Genomic DNA, 16,060 nt, shown 5'->3' on the forward strand with positions numbered 1-16,060 from the left:
GCCCGCCCTTAATGAACCACTTCGACTACCGCGACGGAAACTTGCATTGCGAAGGGGTGTCGCTGGCCGACATCGCGCGCGAAGTGGGCACGCCGGCCTATGTCTACAGCTCGGCAACGCTTGAGCGGCACTACGCGATCTTTGCCGGTGCGCTCGACGCCCAGCCGGCGTTGAAGAGCCCAAAGGGTGAAAGCCCGCTCGTCGCCTATGCCATGAAGGCCAATTCGAACCTGGCCGTGCTGACGACGCTGGCGGCCAAGGGATGCGGCGCCGATACGGTCTCCGAAGGCGAAATCCGCAAGGCGCTCAAGGCCGGCATCCCGGCGCACAAGATCGTCTTTTCCGGCGTCGGCAAGACCGACGCTGAGATGGCGTTTGCCCTCAAGGCTGGCATCTATCAGCTGAACGTCGAATCGGCGCCCGAGCTGGAACGCCTGGCCAAGGTGGCGGCTTCGCTCGACATGGTCGCGCCGATCGTCATCCGTATCAATCCCGGCGTCGGCGCCGGTGGCCATGCCAAGATCACCACGGGCGGCGCCAAGGACAAGTTCGGCGTCTCGGCCGAAGAAGCCCTGCGCATCTATGCCGAGGCCGCCGCGCAGACCCATATCGCGCCCATGGGCATAGCCTGCCATATCGGCTCGCAGATTACCGACCTGACGCCGATGCAGGCAGCCTTTTCGCGCATGAAGGGCTGGGTCGAGGATCTTCGGGCGAGTGGCCTGAGTGTCGAGCGCCTCGACCTCGGCGGCGGCCTGGGTGTGCCCTATTTCAACCAGAAAGAACCGCCGAGCCCGCAGGACTTTGCCGACATGGTCGCCCTGACGGTCGGCAATCTCGATGTCCGCTATGCGTTCGAACCTGGCCGTCTGATCGCCGCCAATGCCGGTGTGCTGATCTCGCGCGTCATCCACATCCATGAACGCGCCGATTCCGGCCAGAAGTTCGTGGTTCTGGACGCGGCCATGAATGACCTGCTGCGCCCGGCGCTGTACGATGCCTATCATGACATCCGCCCGGTCGCTGCGCCGCAAACCGACGCCACCGAAGTCTATGACGTCGTCGGTCCTGTGTGCGAAACGGGCGATACCTTCAGCCGCGATCGCGCCCTGCCGCGCCTCCAGGCCAATGATCTCGTCGCCTTCATGACCGCCGGCGCCTACGGAGCCGTCATGGGAAGCGAATACAATACCCGCCCGCTCGCCCCTGAGGTGTTGGTGCGTGACGCGGATTGGTCCGTCGTGCGTGCTCGGCCCAGTTACGAGCAGATGATGGCGGACGAAGCCATTCCAGCCTGGTTTACACCGGCGCCGCGTGCCGTATCCGCGTGAATGTGATGAAGGGGGGAGCAGTCGTCATGTCGTCGGTCAAGAGGCCTTCTTCGTTCTCGAACCTCAGCCGCGCCCTGTTCTGGACCCGGACCGTCATGGTCTGGGAGCGGGTCCTGCCTGCCATATTCCCCTTCGTTCTGTTCGTCCTGCTGGTCGCCGTCGCGGCGCAGTGGGGCCTGTTCCTGCATATGTCGCAGCTGGCGCATCTGGCGGTTCTAAGTGCCGGCCTGGTGGCTGCGGGTGTCGCCTCGGTGCGGGCGATCCTGCGCTTCCGTAACCCGACCTTTACCGAGGTGAATACGCGACTGGCCGTTGACAACGGCGTCAAGCCGGAGCGCCTGCTGGCCATGCGCCACGAGGCCTCTCAGCCGCATCTGCGTATCGGCAAGGCCAAGGCCGGCATCGCGGCGGCGGATCCGTTCGCCCTGCGCTTTGTGGCGCTGGTGGCGGCGATGCTGGGTTTCCTGATCTTCGGACCCGTGCCAGTAAGCCAGGTCGTAAACGGCTTCCTGCCCTTCGACGCAGCAAAGACCTTCGTCGACACCACTTTGGCAGCTAATTAATCCATCGCGCCGATATAGGGCAGGGCGCGGTAAAGCCCGCCGCTGTCGAGACCATAGCCGACCAGATAGCGGTCAGGCGCTTCCCAGGCCGCAAAATCGACATCGGTCTGGCGCGTTTGTCCGTCTTGAGCCGGGTCCGGCTTGCGCGCGAAGACCGCTGTCAGCACCTCGGTAGCGCCGGCCTCACGGCAGATGTCGCCAGCAATTGTCAGCGATTTTCCGGTATCAAGCACATCGTCGATGATCAGGACCTGGCGGCCTTCGACCGGGCGCTGCAACGGCGCGCGGATCAGGAGGGTGCCGCTTTCGCGACTGTCGCCGTAGGAGGACAGCCACAGGGCGTCGAAGGCCAGATTGTGGCCCAGCCGGAACAGAGCGCGTGTCAGGTCAGCGGCGAACCAGATACCGCCGGTCAAAAGACAGACTCCGACACAATCAGGTCTTAGCCGCTGGGCAATCGTCTGCGCGACGCCTTTAACGCGGTTGCGCACCTCGTCTTCGGTCAACAGGACGGTCGGCATGGAGATACTGGTCATTGCCAAGCTTTTTCACGGCATTTGACGGTGCGCAAGCGTTTAGTGGTGTCCGGCCGCGGCGGCCGGCGCATGAGTCTCGGCCTTTTTGGCAGGCGCCAGACTGTGCGCCGACGTCGGTTGCGCTGAACGCAGCGCCGTTGCCGGTTGGGTCGAGATCGGCGCTGGCGCGGTATCGTCGTGCTGCGCGGCGGCGGCGGCGTGAGCATCGGCCGGCTGGGTAGCGTGGTCTTCCGAACCGGCGGCAGGCGTGCCATGTGCATCGGCTTCGGCAGGGGCCTCATGACCTTCACCGGCGGCGGGCGTGGCGTGATCGCCGGCGGCTTCGGCATGTTCCGCGGGCGCGCCGTGAGCGGCCTCCGTACCATGTCCAGTGGCTTCGCCGTGGCTATCCTCTTCGCCGTGCTCAGCCTTGTGGCCCTTGCCCGACTTCATCGCCTTCATGGCTTCGAGGTCGAATTTGAGATCGAGCGTCGAGACCAGGTTTCTGGGATCGGCGACGTCGAAGGTCAGGGTCTGGACAGCATGCGGTTCGACCATCAGGTCACCCGGCGGCATCAGGACCGAATCGAAGGGTTGTTGCGTCGAATCGTAGAGGGTGACGCGCACCGGCGGAACCGGCACCGCCTTGTTGCTCAAATTCTTGATCTGGGCCTTTACCGTGACGACGAAGCGGCCGCCCTTGAAGGCGACCTCGGCCGTGTGCTTTTCGAACTCCAGGTGCGTCGGATTGACCTTGAGGCCGACCATGGCATAGGCGCCGGCAATGCGCGGGAAGGCCTTGACGATATCGACCCGCAGCACATAGGCCAGGACGAAGGTGGCGATGGCAACCGCAGCCAGGCCGCCCCACACCATGCCTTCGACAGCCAGAGCGCGCAGGCGCTTCTTGTCTTCCAGCATGGCGCGGTACTTGCCGGGCAGCTTCTTGGCCTTGACCTGGAAGAGTTCTTCCTTGGCCTTGGGCGCTTCTTCCTTCAGCTCTAATTCTTTATCGCGTCCTTCGGAGTAACGCAGGTCGATCGGCGTTTCCGCGTGCCAGGTCGTCTTGCAGGCCGTGCAGCGGACAGTACGTCCCCGAACGCCGATAGCGGCTTCGTTCACCGTGTATTGCGTTGCGCAATTTGGGCAGCTGAGGATCATGGGCACGGGTGCAGAAGGGGCGATTTGCCGTGTCCGTGACACGGGTTCTTAACCTTATTCCCTCAAAAGTCTTAACAACTGATCAAGCCGCCGGAAGCGCGCCTTTGCCGATGACACCACCCCCTGCAGACAGCCGCCTTACCCCCGCCGGCGACACCGTGGTCGATTTCCGCGATGTCAGCCTGGGCTATGGCAATATGGCGTCTTCGGACGACCCTTTGATACTGAAATCGCTGAACTTTCAGTTATCCGCCGGGTCGTTTCATTTCCTGACCGGACCGTCCGGCGCGGGCAAGACTTCGCTGCTCAAGATGATCTATCTGGCACAGACCCCGTCGTCCGGCGAGATCGCGCTCTTCGGTGAAACCATCCGCTCTGGAGACCGTCTGCAGAGCGCAACATTGCGTCGGCGGTTAGGCATAGTTTTTCAGGAATTCCGCCTGCTCGAGCACCTGAATGTTTTTGATAACGCCGCCCTGCCGCTGGTCGTCCACGGCCAGTCGCGCAAGCAATATCATGAGGACGTATCAGAACTGCTGAGCTGGGTGGGGCTGAGCCATCGCCTGACCGCCATGCCGCACATCCTGTCCGGTGGCGAAAAGCAGCGCCTGGCGATTGCGCGGGCCGTCGTGACGCGGCCAACCCTGATCCTGGCCGACGAGCCGACCGGCAATATCGACTACGCCATGGGCATGCGGATCATGCGCCTGTTCATCGAACTGAACCGCCTGGGTGCGACCGTGCTGATCGCCACCCACGACGAAAGCCTGGTCCGCGCCTCAGGCATGCCCGTCCTGGAGCTCAAGGGCGGCGAACTGTATCGCCGCGACCTGCGCGTCCCCCGGCCGGCCGGGGGTGACACATGACGGGGCGCTTAAAGGGCCAAATAAAAGGACTGGGCAGCCTGTGGCAGGCGCCGGAATCCGGCGCGCGCAACCTTCTGCCGTCGCAGGATGAGCGCGAGGTCGCGCTGCACTACGTCATCGGTTTCCTGTGCTTTTTGTCATGCATGGCGCTCTTGATCGTCATGGCATCGGACCGCGCGGCGCAGGGCTGGGCGCGCGATATCCGCGCCGAGGTGACCATCCAGGTCCGCCCGACGGGCCTGGAAAGCGGATCCGTCGCCGCAGCGGCGGCTGCCGAGGTGTTGGCCGGCGTCAAGGGCGTCGACGAGGCGCGTGCCATCGAGCCCGAGCGCGCCAAGGACCTGCTGAAGCCATGGCTTGGCGATGTCGTGCTTGACGACCTGCCGATTCCCAACCTGGTCGAGGTCAGGCTGACCCCCAAAACCCCGGCCAAGCCGCGCGCCATGATGGACGCGCTGGCCAATGCCAATATCGATGCGACACTGGATGACCACTCTGTGTGGCTCAAGGATATCGAGAAAAGCGCCCTGATCATCCGGTTGATTTTCATGAGTATTTTCCTGATGATCGGCTCGGCCGCCGCCGCTGTCGTGGCCTTTGCCACCCGGGCGGGGTTGGCGGCGCGCGGCAACGTCGTCGAGGTCCTGTCGCTGTGCGGCGCCACCGACACCTTCATCGCCGAACGGTTCCAGTATCGCTTCGCCCGCATGGCGTTTCAATCGGGCCTGCTGGGGGCAGCGGCGGCGGCGATCGTGATGGCGTTAATAAAGGTGACCGGTCCGTCGCAAAGCTTCGCAATGGCTCTTCCCTTTTCGTGGCATGACCTGTTAGTATTAATACCTTGCCCGGTTCTGGTCGCCATGATCGCCATGGTCACCGCCAGACTGGTGACCCTGCGCCTGCTGGGTCGTTCGTGAACAGGTTGACGAAGGGGAGAGGGCGTTAAACCTATGCGGCCATTGATCGCTATCGGTGTCGTGCTTCTGGTGTGGCTGGCGGGTCTGTTCGCCTTTGCCGGCCGGGTCATCGACTCAACGCCTGCCATCGACCCGGAACAGCCGGCCGACGCCATCGTCGTGCTGACGGGCGCCTCGGACATGCGGCTGAAGGAGGGCATGCGCCTGCTGGAACGCCGCAAGGGCCAGCGCCTGTTCATTTCCGGCGTCAACCGCGAGGTCAAGCGCGCCGAGCTGCTGAACGTGACCGAAGGCTCCCGGCGCCTTTACGAATGCTGCGTCGACCTGGGCTACGAAGCCGAAAACACCGTCGGCAATGCCCGCGAAATTGCCGACTGGGCGCGCGGCCACGATTTCTACAAGCTGATCGTCGTCACTTCGGACTACCATATGCCGCGTTCGCTGCTGGAGCTGAAGGCCGACATGCCCGACGCCGAGTTCGTGGCCTTCCCGGTGCAGTCGCCGGACCTCGATACGCGCAAGTGGTGGAAGTCACCGAAGGGCACGCGCGTGCTGGTACTGGAGTACACCAAGTACCTGGCCATTCTCGGCCGCGACTTCATCCTGTCGATTTCGCGTGCTTTCGGTGACAAGGGCGCGCATAACAAGGTCGAAGCCGGTTCGGAAGACGGCGCCGCCGCCAGCCTCGCTGCATCCTCACAGGCGGCACCAGCCAAGTGAGTCCCCAAAAGTGCGTGCTGTGATTACGCGACTTCGGTCGCTCCTGTTCATATTCTGGCTCTATGCTTCGATGGCGTTTATCGCCGTCGTATGCTCGCCCATCCTTCTCCTGCCGCACAAGGCGTCGATGTGGGTCATCCGCACCTGGGCGGCCAGCGTGCTATGGGGCGCGCGCTGGATCGTCGGCGTCAAGGTCGAGTTTCGCGGCCTGGAGCATCGCCCCGCCGGCCCGGCCCTGGTCGCCGGCAAGCACCTCAGCATGCTCGATACTATCGCACCGTTTGCGATCATGGACTGTCCGGCCTATGTGCTTAAACAGTCGCTGATGTACCTGCCGTTCCTGGGCTGGTACGCCTGGCGGACACGCATGGTCGCCATCAGGCGTGAGGATGCCGCCAAAGCATTGAAAGGCATGGTCGCCGCCTGCCGTGAGCGCCTGAAGGACGGTCGCCAGATCATCATCTTTCCGGAAGGCACGCGTTCAGAGGTGGGTGAAGACGCGGCCTACAAGCCGGGTGTGGCGGCGCTCTATCGCGACCTCGATGTCCCCTGCCATCTGCTGGCGACCAATTCGGGGCAGTTCTGGCCGGCACACGGCATCGACCGCAAGCCCGGCACCGTGGTGTTCGAGTTCCTGCCGCCGATTCCGGCCGGCCTGAAACGCGGTGAATTCATGACCGAGATGAAGGCACGGCTGGAAAGCGAGTCGAACCGTCTGATCGCGCAACATGCCGTACCGGAAAGGCCCTAGGGCGATATGCCAAAAAGTGTGCAGCGGTTTTGGCATAATATCGCGACTAAACAAAAACCTAGAGCATGATGGCGGTTCGACCTAAACGCATCATGCTCTAGGTCTTACTGGGTGTTCAGGCGCTATTCGCCGTCTTCGTATCGCTGAAGAATCTGGATCTGGGCCGCGGCGATGTTCAGCTCGATGCGGCGATCCAGCTTGCCGTCGTCCTTGAGACGCAGCTCGGTCAGCTTGCGCTGGGCTTCGCTGTCGAAGGCGGCAATCAGTTGCATGAGTTCCGGCTTGCTGAGGCTTTGGGCCTGCAGGCGGGCGTCCATGTTGAGAACCTTGTCTTCAAGCTCGGTCTGGGCGGCGGCAGCGATTGCGGCCAGCCGGTACTTTTCGGGGTCCGAAAGACCGGCGATGTTCACATGGTTGTTCACCTCAGTAATGATGAGGCGCATGTGCTGGGTGGATATAAAATGCCGGACCAGGGCGTCGGTGCCGTCGACGCGATAGATGGTGCGGACAAGCGCGATGCGCTCTTCCAGGTCGGCATCGGCCGCGCTGGTCGCCGCGATCTGGGCCTTGTCATAGGCGGTCAGTCCGCCCGGTGTCTGAAAGGCTTCGACGACGGCGCGTGCCGTGGCGCGGTCGAGATTTTGTGTGGTCGGAATGGCTGGGGTGCGGGCGGCGCCGGCAGCCAGGCCGCGCGATACAGCCGCGTCGTCGATGCTTCCAGAGGTCAGGCTCAGCACGCGGTCGATGGCGTCGGCGCTGGCCTTGGGCAAGGGCTTGGCGGTGTCCACGCGGGGCGCTGAGGCGACGTCCATGACGCTGCCGGAACCCTGGGCGGTCAGGGAGCCCGGCGCCTGCGGGTTGTTGTCATGCAGCAGCTTGCTCTGGGCCAAAAACTTCTGCAGGTCGAGCGGAGGCGGCGTCAGGTCCGGCGTAACGGATGTCTGGGCGTGCACCGTCGATGCGGTCAGCGCGGCCAAAAGCGCCGTGCCGGTAAGTAGCAAACGAAAAGCTGCGAGCCGCAAAACGGTTCCCCCGAAAATGGTTTAATGTCGTCAGCCGCCCCGCCGAATGACGGCGGTCCCCTCAAGCTGTCGAGTATTAGCTGGCGACCGAATCCTTGAAGGTCTTGATGATCTTGACCACGGCCTGCACCATGTAGCTCTGGACCTCTTCCGTGCCGTCCTGTGCCGTGACGAACTTGCCGGCGTTATACTTGGCGGCGGCGACCGATGCATTGGCATTGATCAGTTGCTGGATTTCGTCGGCGCTGAACGATTGCGACTGGCTGCGGGCGATGCTGTCGAGGACGTTGGCTTCAGTTTCCTTCAGCACGGCATCGGCGACGGTGTTGTAGCGGGCTTCCTCGACGGGCGTCATGGCTGCCTTGCCTGCGCGCTCCAGCACCACAAGGCGCGTCTGGGCCTTGGTCGCGTCCAGCGCAGTGCGGACACCGCGCGTGATGCCGTTCAACTGCATCAGTTGCTTGTAGAGGTCGATCTTCTTCTGGGCGGCGGCGCTGTCGGCGGCGTCATTGAGCTGTGCCAGGGCGGGCTTGGCCATGTCGCCGGCGGCGACAGGCACGTCCGAATAGGCGACGGCTTCCTGAGCCGCGACCGGGCTCGATACGACGAGGATAGCGGCTGCAGCCAATGCAAATCCAGCAGCAGGTATGCGCATGCAGATTTCCCCTAACCAAAAAAGTTAAGAGACGATACCGAAAGCAGGCCTGTGTGGCAATGATTGAATCGGAGACGCCGGATCACAAAGGCGATGGTGTTGCCGTGAGATCGCTTAAGGGGCCATCTCCCCGCCTTGGCGGGGAGATGAATATTGAACCAGCGTGCCGTGGCAGTGCTTGAACTTTTTGCCGGAGCCGCCCAAAGGGCTGCGTTGCGCAGCCCGTCTTAAGCTAAAATCTTGCGGCTATACCAGCGTGCCATGGCAGTGCTTGAACTTCTTGCCCGAGCCGCAAGGGCACAAACCGTTGCGCGGCGTGCCTTCCCAGCCGGCCGGCAGGGCGGCGTGCGGCAGTTGTTCGCGCTGTTGCGGCGTCAGGTCGCTGGAGAGCGTCGGGGCGCGTTCGTTCTCGCCGGTCAGCGGATCGAGGTGCACTTCCTGGAACTGACGGCCCGATGGCGACATGCCCGGCAGCGGCATGGGGGGCGCCGACAGCTCTTCTTCCTGCGGCTGGAAGCGGATTTCCATGGTCATCAGCCAGCGCGTGACCGAGTGGCGCAGGTTGACCAGCAGGCCTTCGAACTGTTCGAACGCTTCGCTCTTGTATTCGTTCAGCGGATCGCGCTGGCCGTAGCCACGCAGGCCGATGACGGCGCGCAGGTGGTCGAGATACATCAGGTGCTCGCGCCAGTGCATGTCGATCATCTGGAGCAGGAACTGCTTTTCCAGCGACTTCATCTGCTCATCGCCCAGCATCTGCAGGCGCTCTTCCATCTTGGTCGCGGCCAGTTCCTGGATGCGCTCCTCGATTTCCTCGTTGGCGATGCCTTCCTCGGCCGCCCAAACTTCCACCGGCAGGTCGAGGCCGGTCAGGGCCAGGACCTGTTCCTTGAGGCCCTGGACGTCCCACTGTTCGGCATAGGCCTTGGGCGGCAGGTGGCGCTCGACCAGGTCTGCGATCGTCTCCTGGCGCATGTCGCCGATCGTCTCGGACAGGTCCTCGGCGTCCATGAATTCCTGACGGTGCTGGAACACGGCCTTGCGCTGGTCGTTGACCACGTCGTCGTATTTCAGCAGGTTCTTGCGGATTTCATAGTTGCGCTGCTCGACGCGCTTTTGCGCCGTGGCGATGGCGCCGTTGAGCAGCGGATGGGTAATGGCTTCACCCTCTTCGACGCCCAGCGTCTTCATCATCGAATTCAGGCGGTCGCCGGCGAAGATGCGCATCAGGTCGTCTTCGCACGACAGGAAGAACTTCGAGCGGCCAGGGTCGCCCTGACGGCCGGTACGGCCGCGCAGCTGGTTGTCGATACGGCGGCTTTCGTGACGTTCGGTGCCGAGCACGAACAGGCCGCCGGCAGCCAGGGCGCGTTGCTTGAGATCAGCCACCTGGCCTTCGATCTCGGCCTTCTTGGCCAGGATCTGCTCGGCCGTCACCGGGGTCCCTGCAGCGTCCTGCTGGCTGATCCAGGCCTGGACGCGCATGTCGACATTACCGCCGAGCTGGATGTCGGTGCCGCGGCCGGCCATGTTGGTGGCGATGGTTACCGCGCCCGGAACACCGGCATCGGCGACGATTTCGGATTCCTGTTCGTGGAAGCGCGCGTTCAGGACGTTGTGCGGAATGCCCTTGCCGGACTTGGACACGATGTCATAGGCGTCCTCGCCGAGCTTCAGCAGTTCCTTCTTGTCGGCATTGGCATATTGGGGTTTGAGGGTACGCGACTGCTCAACCTTGTAATTGTAGCTGTTGAGGAACTTCGACAGCTCCTCCGACTTTTCGATCGAGGCGGTGCCGACCAGGATCGGCTGGCCCTTGACGAAGCAGTGGGCGACCTGGGCGGCGATGGCGGTGAACTTTTCCACCTCGGTCCGGTAGACTTCGTCGTTGTCGTCGAGGCGCTGGATCGGGCGGTTGGTCGGGATTTCCAGCACATCCATCTTGTAGATGTCGCCGAATTCCTGCGCTTCGGTCGCCGCCGTGCCGGTCATGCCGGACAGCTTCTTGTACATGCGGAAATAGTTCTGGATGGTCACCGAGGCCAGGGTCTGGTTTTCCGGCTGGATCTCGACGTGTTCCTTGGCTTCGATCGCCTGGTGCAGACCTTCCGACAGACGGCGGCCCGTCATCATACGGCCGGTGAATTCGTCGATCAGGATGATTTCGCCGTCCTTGACGATGTAGTCCTTGTTCAGCGTGTAGAGCGTATTGGCGCGCAGGGCCTGGTTGGCGTGGTGCACGAGTGAGACGTTGACCGAGTCGTAAAGACCGGTCGAGTCTTCAGCCAGGTAACCGCCGGCCATCAGGATTTCCTCGAGCTCCTCGGTGCCCTTTTCCGACAGCAGGACCTGGCGCTGCTTTTCGTCGAGTTCGTAAGTGTCCGGGTCCTGGATCAGGTCGCGGATGGTCACGTCGAGGATCTTGTACAGTTCCGAGCGGTCTTCGGTCGGGCCGGAGATAATCAGTGGCGTGCGGGCTTCGTCGATCAGGATCGAGTCGACTTCGTCGACGATGCAGAAGTTGTGGCCGCGCTGGACCATTTCGTTGCGGCTATAGGCCAGGTTGTCGCGCAGGTAGTCGAAGCCGAATTCGTTATTGGTGCCGTAGGTGACGTCGGAATTGTAGGCCTGCTTGCGCTGGCCCTGCGACAGGCCCTGGACGATGACGCCTGTCGACATGCCGAGGAAACGGTAGACGCGGCCCATCCATTCGGCGTCGCGCTTGGCCAGGTAGTCGTTGACGGTAATCAGGTGGACGCCCTTGCCTTCGAGCGCGTTCAGGTAGACCGGCGCGGTCCCGACCAGCGTCTTGCCTTCACCGGTGCGCATTTCGGCGATGCCGCCCTTGTGCAGAATCATGCCGCCGACCAGCTGGACGTCATAGTGGCGCTGGCCGATTGAGCGCCAGGCGGCTTCACGGGTAACCGCAAAGGCTTCGTCCATAATGTGATCGAGCGTTTGTCCCTTGGCCAGGCGTTCCTTGAACAGGACCGTCTGGTGCCCCAGCTCCTCATCGCTCATCGCCTTGTACCTGGGCTCCAGCGTGCTGATCTTCTGGGCGCGGGTCATGAAACCCTTGACCTTGCGATCGTTGGAAGAACCGAACAGCATTTTGGCGATAGCCAGCATGGGAAACCCTAAGGAACAGAGATGGAAAAGCGCTTTTCAGGCCTTGCCTCGACGGGCATTTTTCTGGCTTATTTCTTGCTTATGAAGCAATCGGCCGTCAAAATGCTCTTGAACAGGTAAGGGGTGAAAACCGCTTTTCAAGCGCGGGAATGACTTAAGCGGCGGAATGGTGTATGTCAACGCGGCAGCCGTTAACGGCTCCGGCATTTAAAGTGTTCATGGCGATTGGGGCGGTACTCATGTCATTGAAATCAAACTTCGGACGCATGTTCATGCTGTCCGTGCTTGTGGCTGGCAGCCTCGCGGTAGCGTCTTGCCAGAAGCCACAGCAGACCGAGCGCCCGCCGGAGCCCGGCGATATGGCCGTGGCCAGGGTCGACGGTCACACCATCTGGTCGTCGGACGTCCGTAACGAAGCGATTGCGCAAGGCCAGATCGGACCGGGTGAGCCGCTCGACATGACGTCGGACCTGTTCAGCCGCACTCTGGAAGAAGTGATCGATCAGCGCCTGCTGGCGCGCGCCGCATCGCAAAAGGGCCTCGACCGCTCGATCGCCGCCCAGCGCCGTCTCGATGCTGCGCGTGATCGGATTCTCGGGGACATGCTGGTCGAAAACACAATCGACCGCGATGTCGACGAGAAGGCTGTCAAGACGCACTACGATGAGCAGGTCAAGCTGTCGAAGCAGTCGGAAGAGATCCGCGCCCGTATCATCCTGGTCAAGAGCAAGGCCGACGCCGAAACCATCCTGAAACAGATTCAGGGCGGCGGTATCTTCGAAGCCCTGGCCATGGAACGTTCGATCGACCAGGCGACCCGCTTCAACGGCGGCGACATGGGCTATTTCACCACGGACATCATGCCGTCTTCGTTCAAGCCGGTGCTGGCCACCGCCAAGACCGGCGATACGGTTGGTCCGGTCCAGGCCGAAGGCGGCTGGGCGCTGTTGCGCGTCGAGGATCGCCGTCCGGAGCAGTTGCCGACGCTCGAGGAAGAGCGCCCCGTCATCATGCGCTTCCTGATCTACAACCAGGTGGCGGGCCTTTTGAGCAACCTGCGCAAGAAGTCCAAGGTCGATTATCTGGTGCCTAAGGGCCTGAGCGGCGGCGACGACCAGGAGCCAGCCGGTGCGGCAGCGACCGCCGCCGACAGCCAGGCGTCAGATGCGGCGGTGGAAACGTCGCAAAGCGCATCGGCGGGCGGTGTTGCGGTTGCCCAGCCGTTGGGTACCTCCAAGCCGGGGACATCTCAGCTTCTGGCGGCGACCCCGCCGTTACCGAAGAAGAATTAAAATAAGAAATCAGGGACCGCTGCTCCATCAGCTGTCTTTTTTTATGTGTGCGGTTGCAAAGGCTGCGAAGCCCGATTAAGGCCGGATGCTGGATTTACGGGAGCGCGCACATGGCCAAGACACCCCCCAAGAGCGAGACATCGGCCAAGCTGGAACGCGCGCTTGACCCGCTGACCAATGCGATCAAAAGCGCCGTGCAACAGGGCGCCGACCTCGTGTCGTCGTTGACGCCCCATAGCGAACCCGCCAAGCCCGCGGCAGCGCCGGGCAAGCCTGGCCTGGCGGTATCGCCTTTGGCCGTGCCGCTGCCCTCCATGCCGCCGGTAGGCGGTGTCGTCATGGCGACCGACCGCGCCGGCTTTTACAAGCACGATCGCAAGGACGTGCTGCTGATGCAGTTCGCTGAAGGCACGACCTGTGCTGGCGTCTTCACGCGTCATACCATCGGCTCGGCGCCGGTCGACTGGTGCAAGAAGCAGCTCGAAGCCAATGAAGGCCATGATGTGCGCGCCCTGGTCGTCAATGCCGGCTGCGCCAACGCCTTTACAGGCAAGCTGGGCGCCGACGCTGCCCGTCGCACGGCTTCGGCCCTATCGCGCCGCATCGACTGCCGTCAGCGCGACATCATGCTGGCTTCGACCGGTGTCATAGGCGTCGTGCTCGACGACGCCAAGATTTCCGCCCGTCTGTATGAACTGGAAAAGAACCTGCGCGCCGACGCCTGGCACGACGCGGCCCAGACGATCATGACGACCGACACCTTCCCGAAGGGCGCCTATGAGGTCGCCGAGATCGACGGTGTCAGCGTCCGCATCGCCGGGATCGCCAAGGGCTCAGGCATGATCGCGCCGGACATGGCGACCATGCTGGCCTTTATCGTCACCGATGCCACCTTGTCACCCGGCGTGCTGCAAAGCCTGCTGGCACTGTATACGCGCACGACCTTCAACTCGGTGACGGTCGACGGCGACACCTCGACCAACGACACCTGCCTGCTGTTCGCCACGGGGGCAGCCGGAGCGCCACGCATCGCCCGCGCTGGAGATAAGCGCCTGGCCGACTTCAAGGACAAGCTGGAGCGCGTCATGCATTCGCTGGCGACGCAGCTGATCCGCGACGGCGAAGGCGCCACCAAGTTCGTCAAGATCAATGTGACGGGCGCATCCAACCCGGCGTCGGCGCGCAAGATCGCCAAGTCGATCGCCGAAAGCCCGCTGGTCAAGACGGCGATTGCCGGTGAAGACGCCAATTGGGGCCGCATCGTCATGGCGGTCGGCAAGACCGAGGAGCCGGTCGAGCGCGATCGGCTGGGCATCAAATTTGGCAATCTGGTGGCGGCGGAACACGGTGCGGTGTCGCTGAACTACGACGAAGCGGCCATGAGCGCCTATATGAAGAACCAGGAGCTGGAGATCAGCGTCGATGTCGGCGTCGGCAGGGCATCCGCGCACGTTTATACCTGCGATCTGACGCATGGCTATATCAGTATTAATGGCGATTACAGAAGCTAGCCGTGGAAGAAAAGGTCGAGCCACTTTCAGAAGATGACCTGGTCCATCTTGAAAAGCAGCGCTCATGGGTTAGAGACCACTTCGAACCCGAAGCTCGCCACAAGTACGATACGGTTGAAGGCAAGTTGCGTCTGATTGACACGATCCTGGCGAACGGCTGGATCGAGGCCGATGAAACCTGGAAGCTGCAAAGTCTTGGTGTGACCTTAGGTGATGTGCTCGTGCAAAGCCAAGGTTTCGAGTGGGTGATGATCGATGACGAATATGGGCGGAGTCCAACGGTGTGCGTACCGGGCACAACGATAAAACTTCACGCTCTTACGATGATCTCCAAACGTGTCGAAGATGGCGAAGAGATAGATATTCACGATCTATTTGAACTGCTCTGCGAGCGCGTTGGCGAACTGAAGCGCGAATTTCCGATCCATTAAATGGAAACGTCCTGATTGATTTGGACCATTAAATGGTCTAAAATTTAGGCATGCATATTTCCGTTTCAGACGCTAAGGCGCAATTGACCGAGCTTGTTCGCAGGGCTGAAGCCGGCGATGAGGTGGTGCTGACGCGCCACGGCAATCCGGCGGTGCGTCTGGTGGCGGTCAAGCCGAAGCTGACGCGCGAGCAACGGCGGCAGATTCTCGAAGACTTTCAGAAGGCCGCGAGCGCCAAGGTGACCCCGGGGCCGGACGCGGCGCATTCCGCCGATTTTCTGTATGGCGATGGTGGCCTGCCTGAATGATCGCGGTCGATAGCTCGGCCCTGATGGCAATCGTTTTGCGGGAGCCCGCCGCCACGGCATGCAAGGAGGCGCTCAACGAAGCAGACCGGCTGCTTATGTCGGCGGCTGTACTGGCCGAAGTCTCGGTCGTGGCGGGGCATCGTGGCTTCTTTTCGGATCTGCAAACCCTGATGGATCAGCTGGATATCGAGATCGTTCCGGCCGATCAGGACACCGCCGAAATGGTGACCGCGGCCTACATGGCCTGGGGCAAGGGCAGGCACAGGGCCTCGCTCAATCTGATGGATTGTTTCTCTTACGCCATCGCCAAGGCCAACAGTTGTCCGCTCCTGTTTGTCGGCAACGACTTCAGCCAGACCGATATCGAAAGCGCTCTATGAAAACCGTTCTTGTTGTTGCCGCTGCCCTGGTCGATTCCGATGGCCGGGTGCTGATCGCCCAGCGTCCCGACGGCAAGCAGTTGGCGGGCCAGTGGGAGTTTCCAGGCGGCAAGGTCGAGCCCGGCGAAACGCCTGAGGCGGCGCTGATCCGCGAGCTTGAGGAAGAACTGGGCATCACGGTCAAGCAGGCCTGCCTAGCGCCGTTCGTCTTCGCCTCGCACACCTATGAGACCTTTCACCTGCTGATGCCGCTCTACCTCATCCGCCGCTGGGAGGGTGAGCCCGAGGCTCGCGAGCACAAGGCGCTAAAGTGGGTCAGGCCCAACGACATGCGCAATTACGAGATGCCGCCGGCCGACCTGCCGCTGGTGGCATGGCTACAGGATTTCATCTGAGCGATATGCCGAGAAGTGTGTAGCGGTTTTGACCTAAATATCGCGACAATATAGAAAACGAACGTTAACGCCTTCCGCACACGGAGCGTTAGGCCAACAGGCGCACAGTGAGG

The 16,060-nt window shown here is 62.3% G+C and carries 18 protein-coding genes; 12 read left to right on the forward strand and 6 right to left on the reverse strand.

All coding sequences use genetic code 11. The annotated features are described in order from the left end of the window. Window positions 1–11 precede the first annotated feature (11 nt). Entirely contained in the window at window positions 12–1,331 is a 1,320-nt protein-coding gene (lysA, locus tag AC1DON_RS09630) for a diaminopimelate decarboxylase (RefSeq protein WP_476934572.1), read from the forward strand. 26 nt (window positions 1,332–1,357) lie between these two features. Further along, entirely contained in the window at window positions 1,358–1,894 is a 537-nt protein-coding gene (locus tag AC1DON_RS09635) for a DUF4175 family protein (RefSeq protein ID WP_476934573.1), read from the forward strand. On the opposite strand, the gene AC1DON_RS09640 is transcribed toward AC1DON_RS09635, so the two are convergent. Next, window positions 1,891–2,430 (reverse strand): phosphoribosyltransferase, encoded by a 540-nt coding sequence (locus AC1DON_RS09640; RefSeq protein ID WP_476934574.1) that lies wholly within the window; start codon window positions 2,428–2,430, stop codon window positions 1,891–1,893. The genes AC1DON_RS09635 and AC1DON_RS09640 overlap by 4 nt on opposite strands. A 39-nt stretch (window positions 2,431–2,469) precedes the next feature. Continuing rightward, on the reverse strand, window positions 2,470–3,570 hold the full coding sequence (locus AC1DON_RS09645) for an MJ0042-type zinc finger domain-containing protein (protein ID WP_476934575.1): 1,101 nt from the start codon (window positions 3,568–3,570) through the stop codon (window positions 2,470–2,472). Window positions 3,571–3,680: 110 nt separating this feature from the next. On the opposite strand from AC1DON_RS09645, the gene AC1DON_RS09650 reads away from it, so the two are divergent. From AC1DON_RS09650 to AC1DON_RS09665, 4 genes are read left to right on the forward strand one after another with little or no spacing between them, the layout of a single operon-like run. Beyond that, on the forward strand, window positions 3,681–4,436 hold the full coding sequence (locus tag AC1DON_RS09650; RefSeq protein WP_476934576.1) for a cell division ATP-binding protein FtsE: 756 nt from the start codon (window positions 3,681–3,683) through the stop codon (window positions 4,434–4,436). Then, a complete protein-coding gene (locus AC1DON_RS09655) occupies window positions 4,433–5,353 on the forward strand; it encodes a cell division protein FtsX (protein ID WP_476934577.1) in 921 nt (306 codons plus the stop codon). The genes AC1DON_RS09650 and AC1DON_RS09655 overlap by 4 nt, the downstream gene beginning before the upstream one ends. Window positions 5,354–5,386: 33 nt before the next feature. Then, window positions 5,387–6,073: a YdcF family protein gene (locus tag AC1DON_RS09660; RefSeq protein WP_476934578.1), complete on the forward strand. Its 687-nt coding sequence runs from the start codon at window positions 5,387–5,389 to the stop codon at window positions 6,071–6,073. Window positions 6,074–6,095: 22 nt separating this feature from the next. Continuing rightward, window positions 6,096–6,824 (forward strand): lysophospholipid acyltransferase family protein, encoded by a 729-nt coding sequence (locus tag AC1DON_RS09665; protein WP_476934652.1) that lies wholly within the window; start codon window positions 6,096–6,098, stop codon window positions 6,822–6,824. Window positions 6,825–6,946: 122 nt separating this feature from the next. On the opposite strand, the gene AC1DON_RS09670 is transcribed toward AC1DON_RS09665, so the two are convergent. From AC1DON_RS09670 to secA, 4 genes are all read right to left on the reverse strand, one after another. Then, window positions 6,947–7,801: a hypothetical protein gene (locus AC1DON_RS09670; protein WP_476934579.1), complete on the reverse strand. Its 855-nt coding sequence runs from the start codon at window positions 7,799–7,801 to the stop codon at window positions 6,947–6,949. Window positions 7,802–7,922: 121 nt separating this feature from the next. Then, complete coding sequence (locus tag AC1DON_RS09675) at window positions 7,923–8,501, reverse strand: hypothetical protein (protein WP_476934580.1); 579 nt, start codon at window positions 8,499–8,501, stop codon at window positions 7,923–7,925. A gap of 114 nt (window positions 8,502–8,615) precedes the next feature. Then, window positions 8,616–8,705 carry an SEC-C metal-binding domain-containing protein gene (locus AC1DON_RS09680; RefSeq protein ID WP_476934581.1) on the reverse strand — a complete coding sequence of 30 codons (90 nt, stop codon included), beginning with the start codon at window positions 8,703–8,705 and terminating at the stop codon, window positions 8,616–8,618. A 42-nt stretch (window positions 8,706–8,747) separates the two neighbouring features. Next, window positions 8,748–11,630 carry a preprotein translocase subunit SecA gene (gene secA / locus AC1DON_RS09685; protein WP_476934582.1) on the reverse strand — a complete coding sequence of 961 codons (2,883 nt, stop codon included), beginning with the start codon at window positions 11,628–11,630 and terminating at the stop codon, window positions 8,748–8,750. A 239-nt stretch (window positions 11,631–11,869) separates the two neighbouring features. Between secA and AC1DON_RS09690 the strand changes: the two genes are divergently transcribed. The 6 genes from AC1DON_RS09690 (at window position 11,870) to mutT (ending at window position 15,947) form a co-directional block, all read left to right on the forward strand. Then, complete coding sequence (locus AC1DON_RS09690; RefSeq protein WP_476934583.1) at window positions 11,870–12,922, forward strand: peptidyl-prolyl cis-trans isomerase; 1,053 nt, start codon at window positions 11,870–11,872, stop codon at window positions 12,920–12,922. 110 nt (window positions 12,923–13,032) lie between these two features. After that, a complete protein-coding gene (gene argJ, locus AC1DON_RS09695) occupies window positions 13,033–14,433 on the forward strand; it encodes a bifunctional glutamate N-acetyltransferase/amino-acid acetyltransferase ArgJ (protein WP_476934584.1) in 1,401 nt (466 codons plus the stop codon). A gap of 2 nt (window positions 14,434–14,435) precedes the next feature. Then, the gene (locus tag AC1DON_RS09700) at window positions 14,436–14,864 is read left to right on the forward strand and encodes a DUF3806 domain-containing protein (protein ID WP_476934585.1); all 429 of its coding nucleotides are present in this window, start codon (window positions 14,436–14,438) and stop codon (window positions 14,862–14,864) included. A 50-nt stretch (window positions 14,865–14,914) separates the two neighbouring features. Next, window positions 14,915–15,172: a type II toxin-antitoxin system Phd/YefM family antitoxin gene (locus AC1DON_RS09705; protein WP_476934586.1), complete on the forward strand. Its 258-nt coding sequence runs from the start codon at window positions 14,915–14,917 to the stop codon at window positions 15,170–15,172. After that, a complete protein-coding gene (locus AC1DON_RS09710) occupies window positions 15,169–15,552 on the forward strand; it encodes a type II toxin-antitoxin system VapC family toxin (protein WP_476934587.1) in 384 nt (127 codons plus the stop codon). Before AC1DON_RS09705 ends, AC1DON_RS09710 begins: the two co-directional genes overlap by 4 nt. Further along, on the forward strand, window positions 15,549–15,947 hold the full coding sequence (mutT, locus tag AC1DON_RS09715) for an 8-oxo-dGTP diphosphatase MutT (RefSeq protein ID WP_476934588.1): 399 nt from the start codon (window positions 15,549–15,551) through the stop codon (window positions 15,945–15,947). Before AC1DON_RS09710 ends, mutT begins: the two co-directional genes overlap by 4 nt. Window positions 15,948–16,060 lie beyond the last annotated feature (113 nt).

The sequence above is a fragment of the Asticcacaulis sp. P4_H10 genome, from assembly GCF_056400965.1.

Coding starts and splice junctions, on each gene's coding strand:
- AC1DON_RS09645 (WP_476934575.1), bottom strand. CDS start 3,570: ATGATCCTCAGCTGCCCAAATTGCGCAACGCAATACACGGTGAACGAA.
- AC1DON_RS09650 (WP_476934576.1), top strand. CDS start 3,681: ATGACACCACCCCCTGCAGACAGCCGCCTTACCCCCGCCGGCGACACC.
- AC1DON_RS09655 (WP_476934577.1), top strand. CDS start 4,433: ATGACGGGGCGCTTAAAGGGCCAAATAAAAGGACTGGGCAGCCTGTGG.
- AC1DON_RS09690 (WP_476934583.1), top strand. CDS start 11,870: ATGTCATTGAAATCAAACTTCGGACGCATGTTCATGCTGTCCGTGCTT.
- mutT (WP_476934588.1), top strand. CDS start 15,549: ATGAAAACCGTTCTTGTTGTTGCCGCTGCCCTGGTCGATTCCGATGGC.
- lysA (WP_476934572.1), top strand. CDS start 12: ATGAACCACTTCGACTACCGCGACGGAAACTTGCATTGCGAAGGGGTG.
- AC1DON_RS09660 (WP_476934578.1), top strand. CDS start 5,387: ATGCGGCCATTGATCGCTATCGGTGTCGTGCTTCTGGTGTGGCTGGCG.
- AC1DON_RS09710 (WP_476934587.1), top strand. CDS start 15,169: ATGATCGCGGTCGATAGCTCGGCCCTGATGGCAATCGTTTTGCGGGAG.
- AC1DON_RS09635 (WP_476934573.1), top strand. CDS start 1,358: ATGTCGTCGGTCAAGAGGCCTTCTTCGTTCTCGAACCTCAGCCGCGCC.
- AC1DON_RS09675 (WP_476934580.1), bottom strand. CDS start 8,501: ATGCGCATACCTGCTGCTGGATTTGCATTGGCTGCAGCCGCTATCCTC.
- AC1DON_RS09705 (WP_476934586.1), top strand. CDS start 14,915: ATGCATATTTCCGTTTCAGACGCTAAGGCGCAATTGACCGAGCTTGTT.
- secA (WP_476934582.1), bottom strand. CDS start 11,630: ATGCTGGCTATCGCCAAAATGCTGTTCGGTTCTTCCAACGATCGCAAG.
- AC1DON_RS09640 (WP_476934574.1), bottom strand. CDS start 2,430: ATGACCAGTATCTCCATGCCGACCGTCCTGTTGACCGAAGACGAGGTG.
- argJ (WP_476934584.1), top strand. CDS start 13,033: ATGGCCAAGACACCCCCCAAGAGCGAGACATCGGCCAAGCTGGAACGC.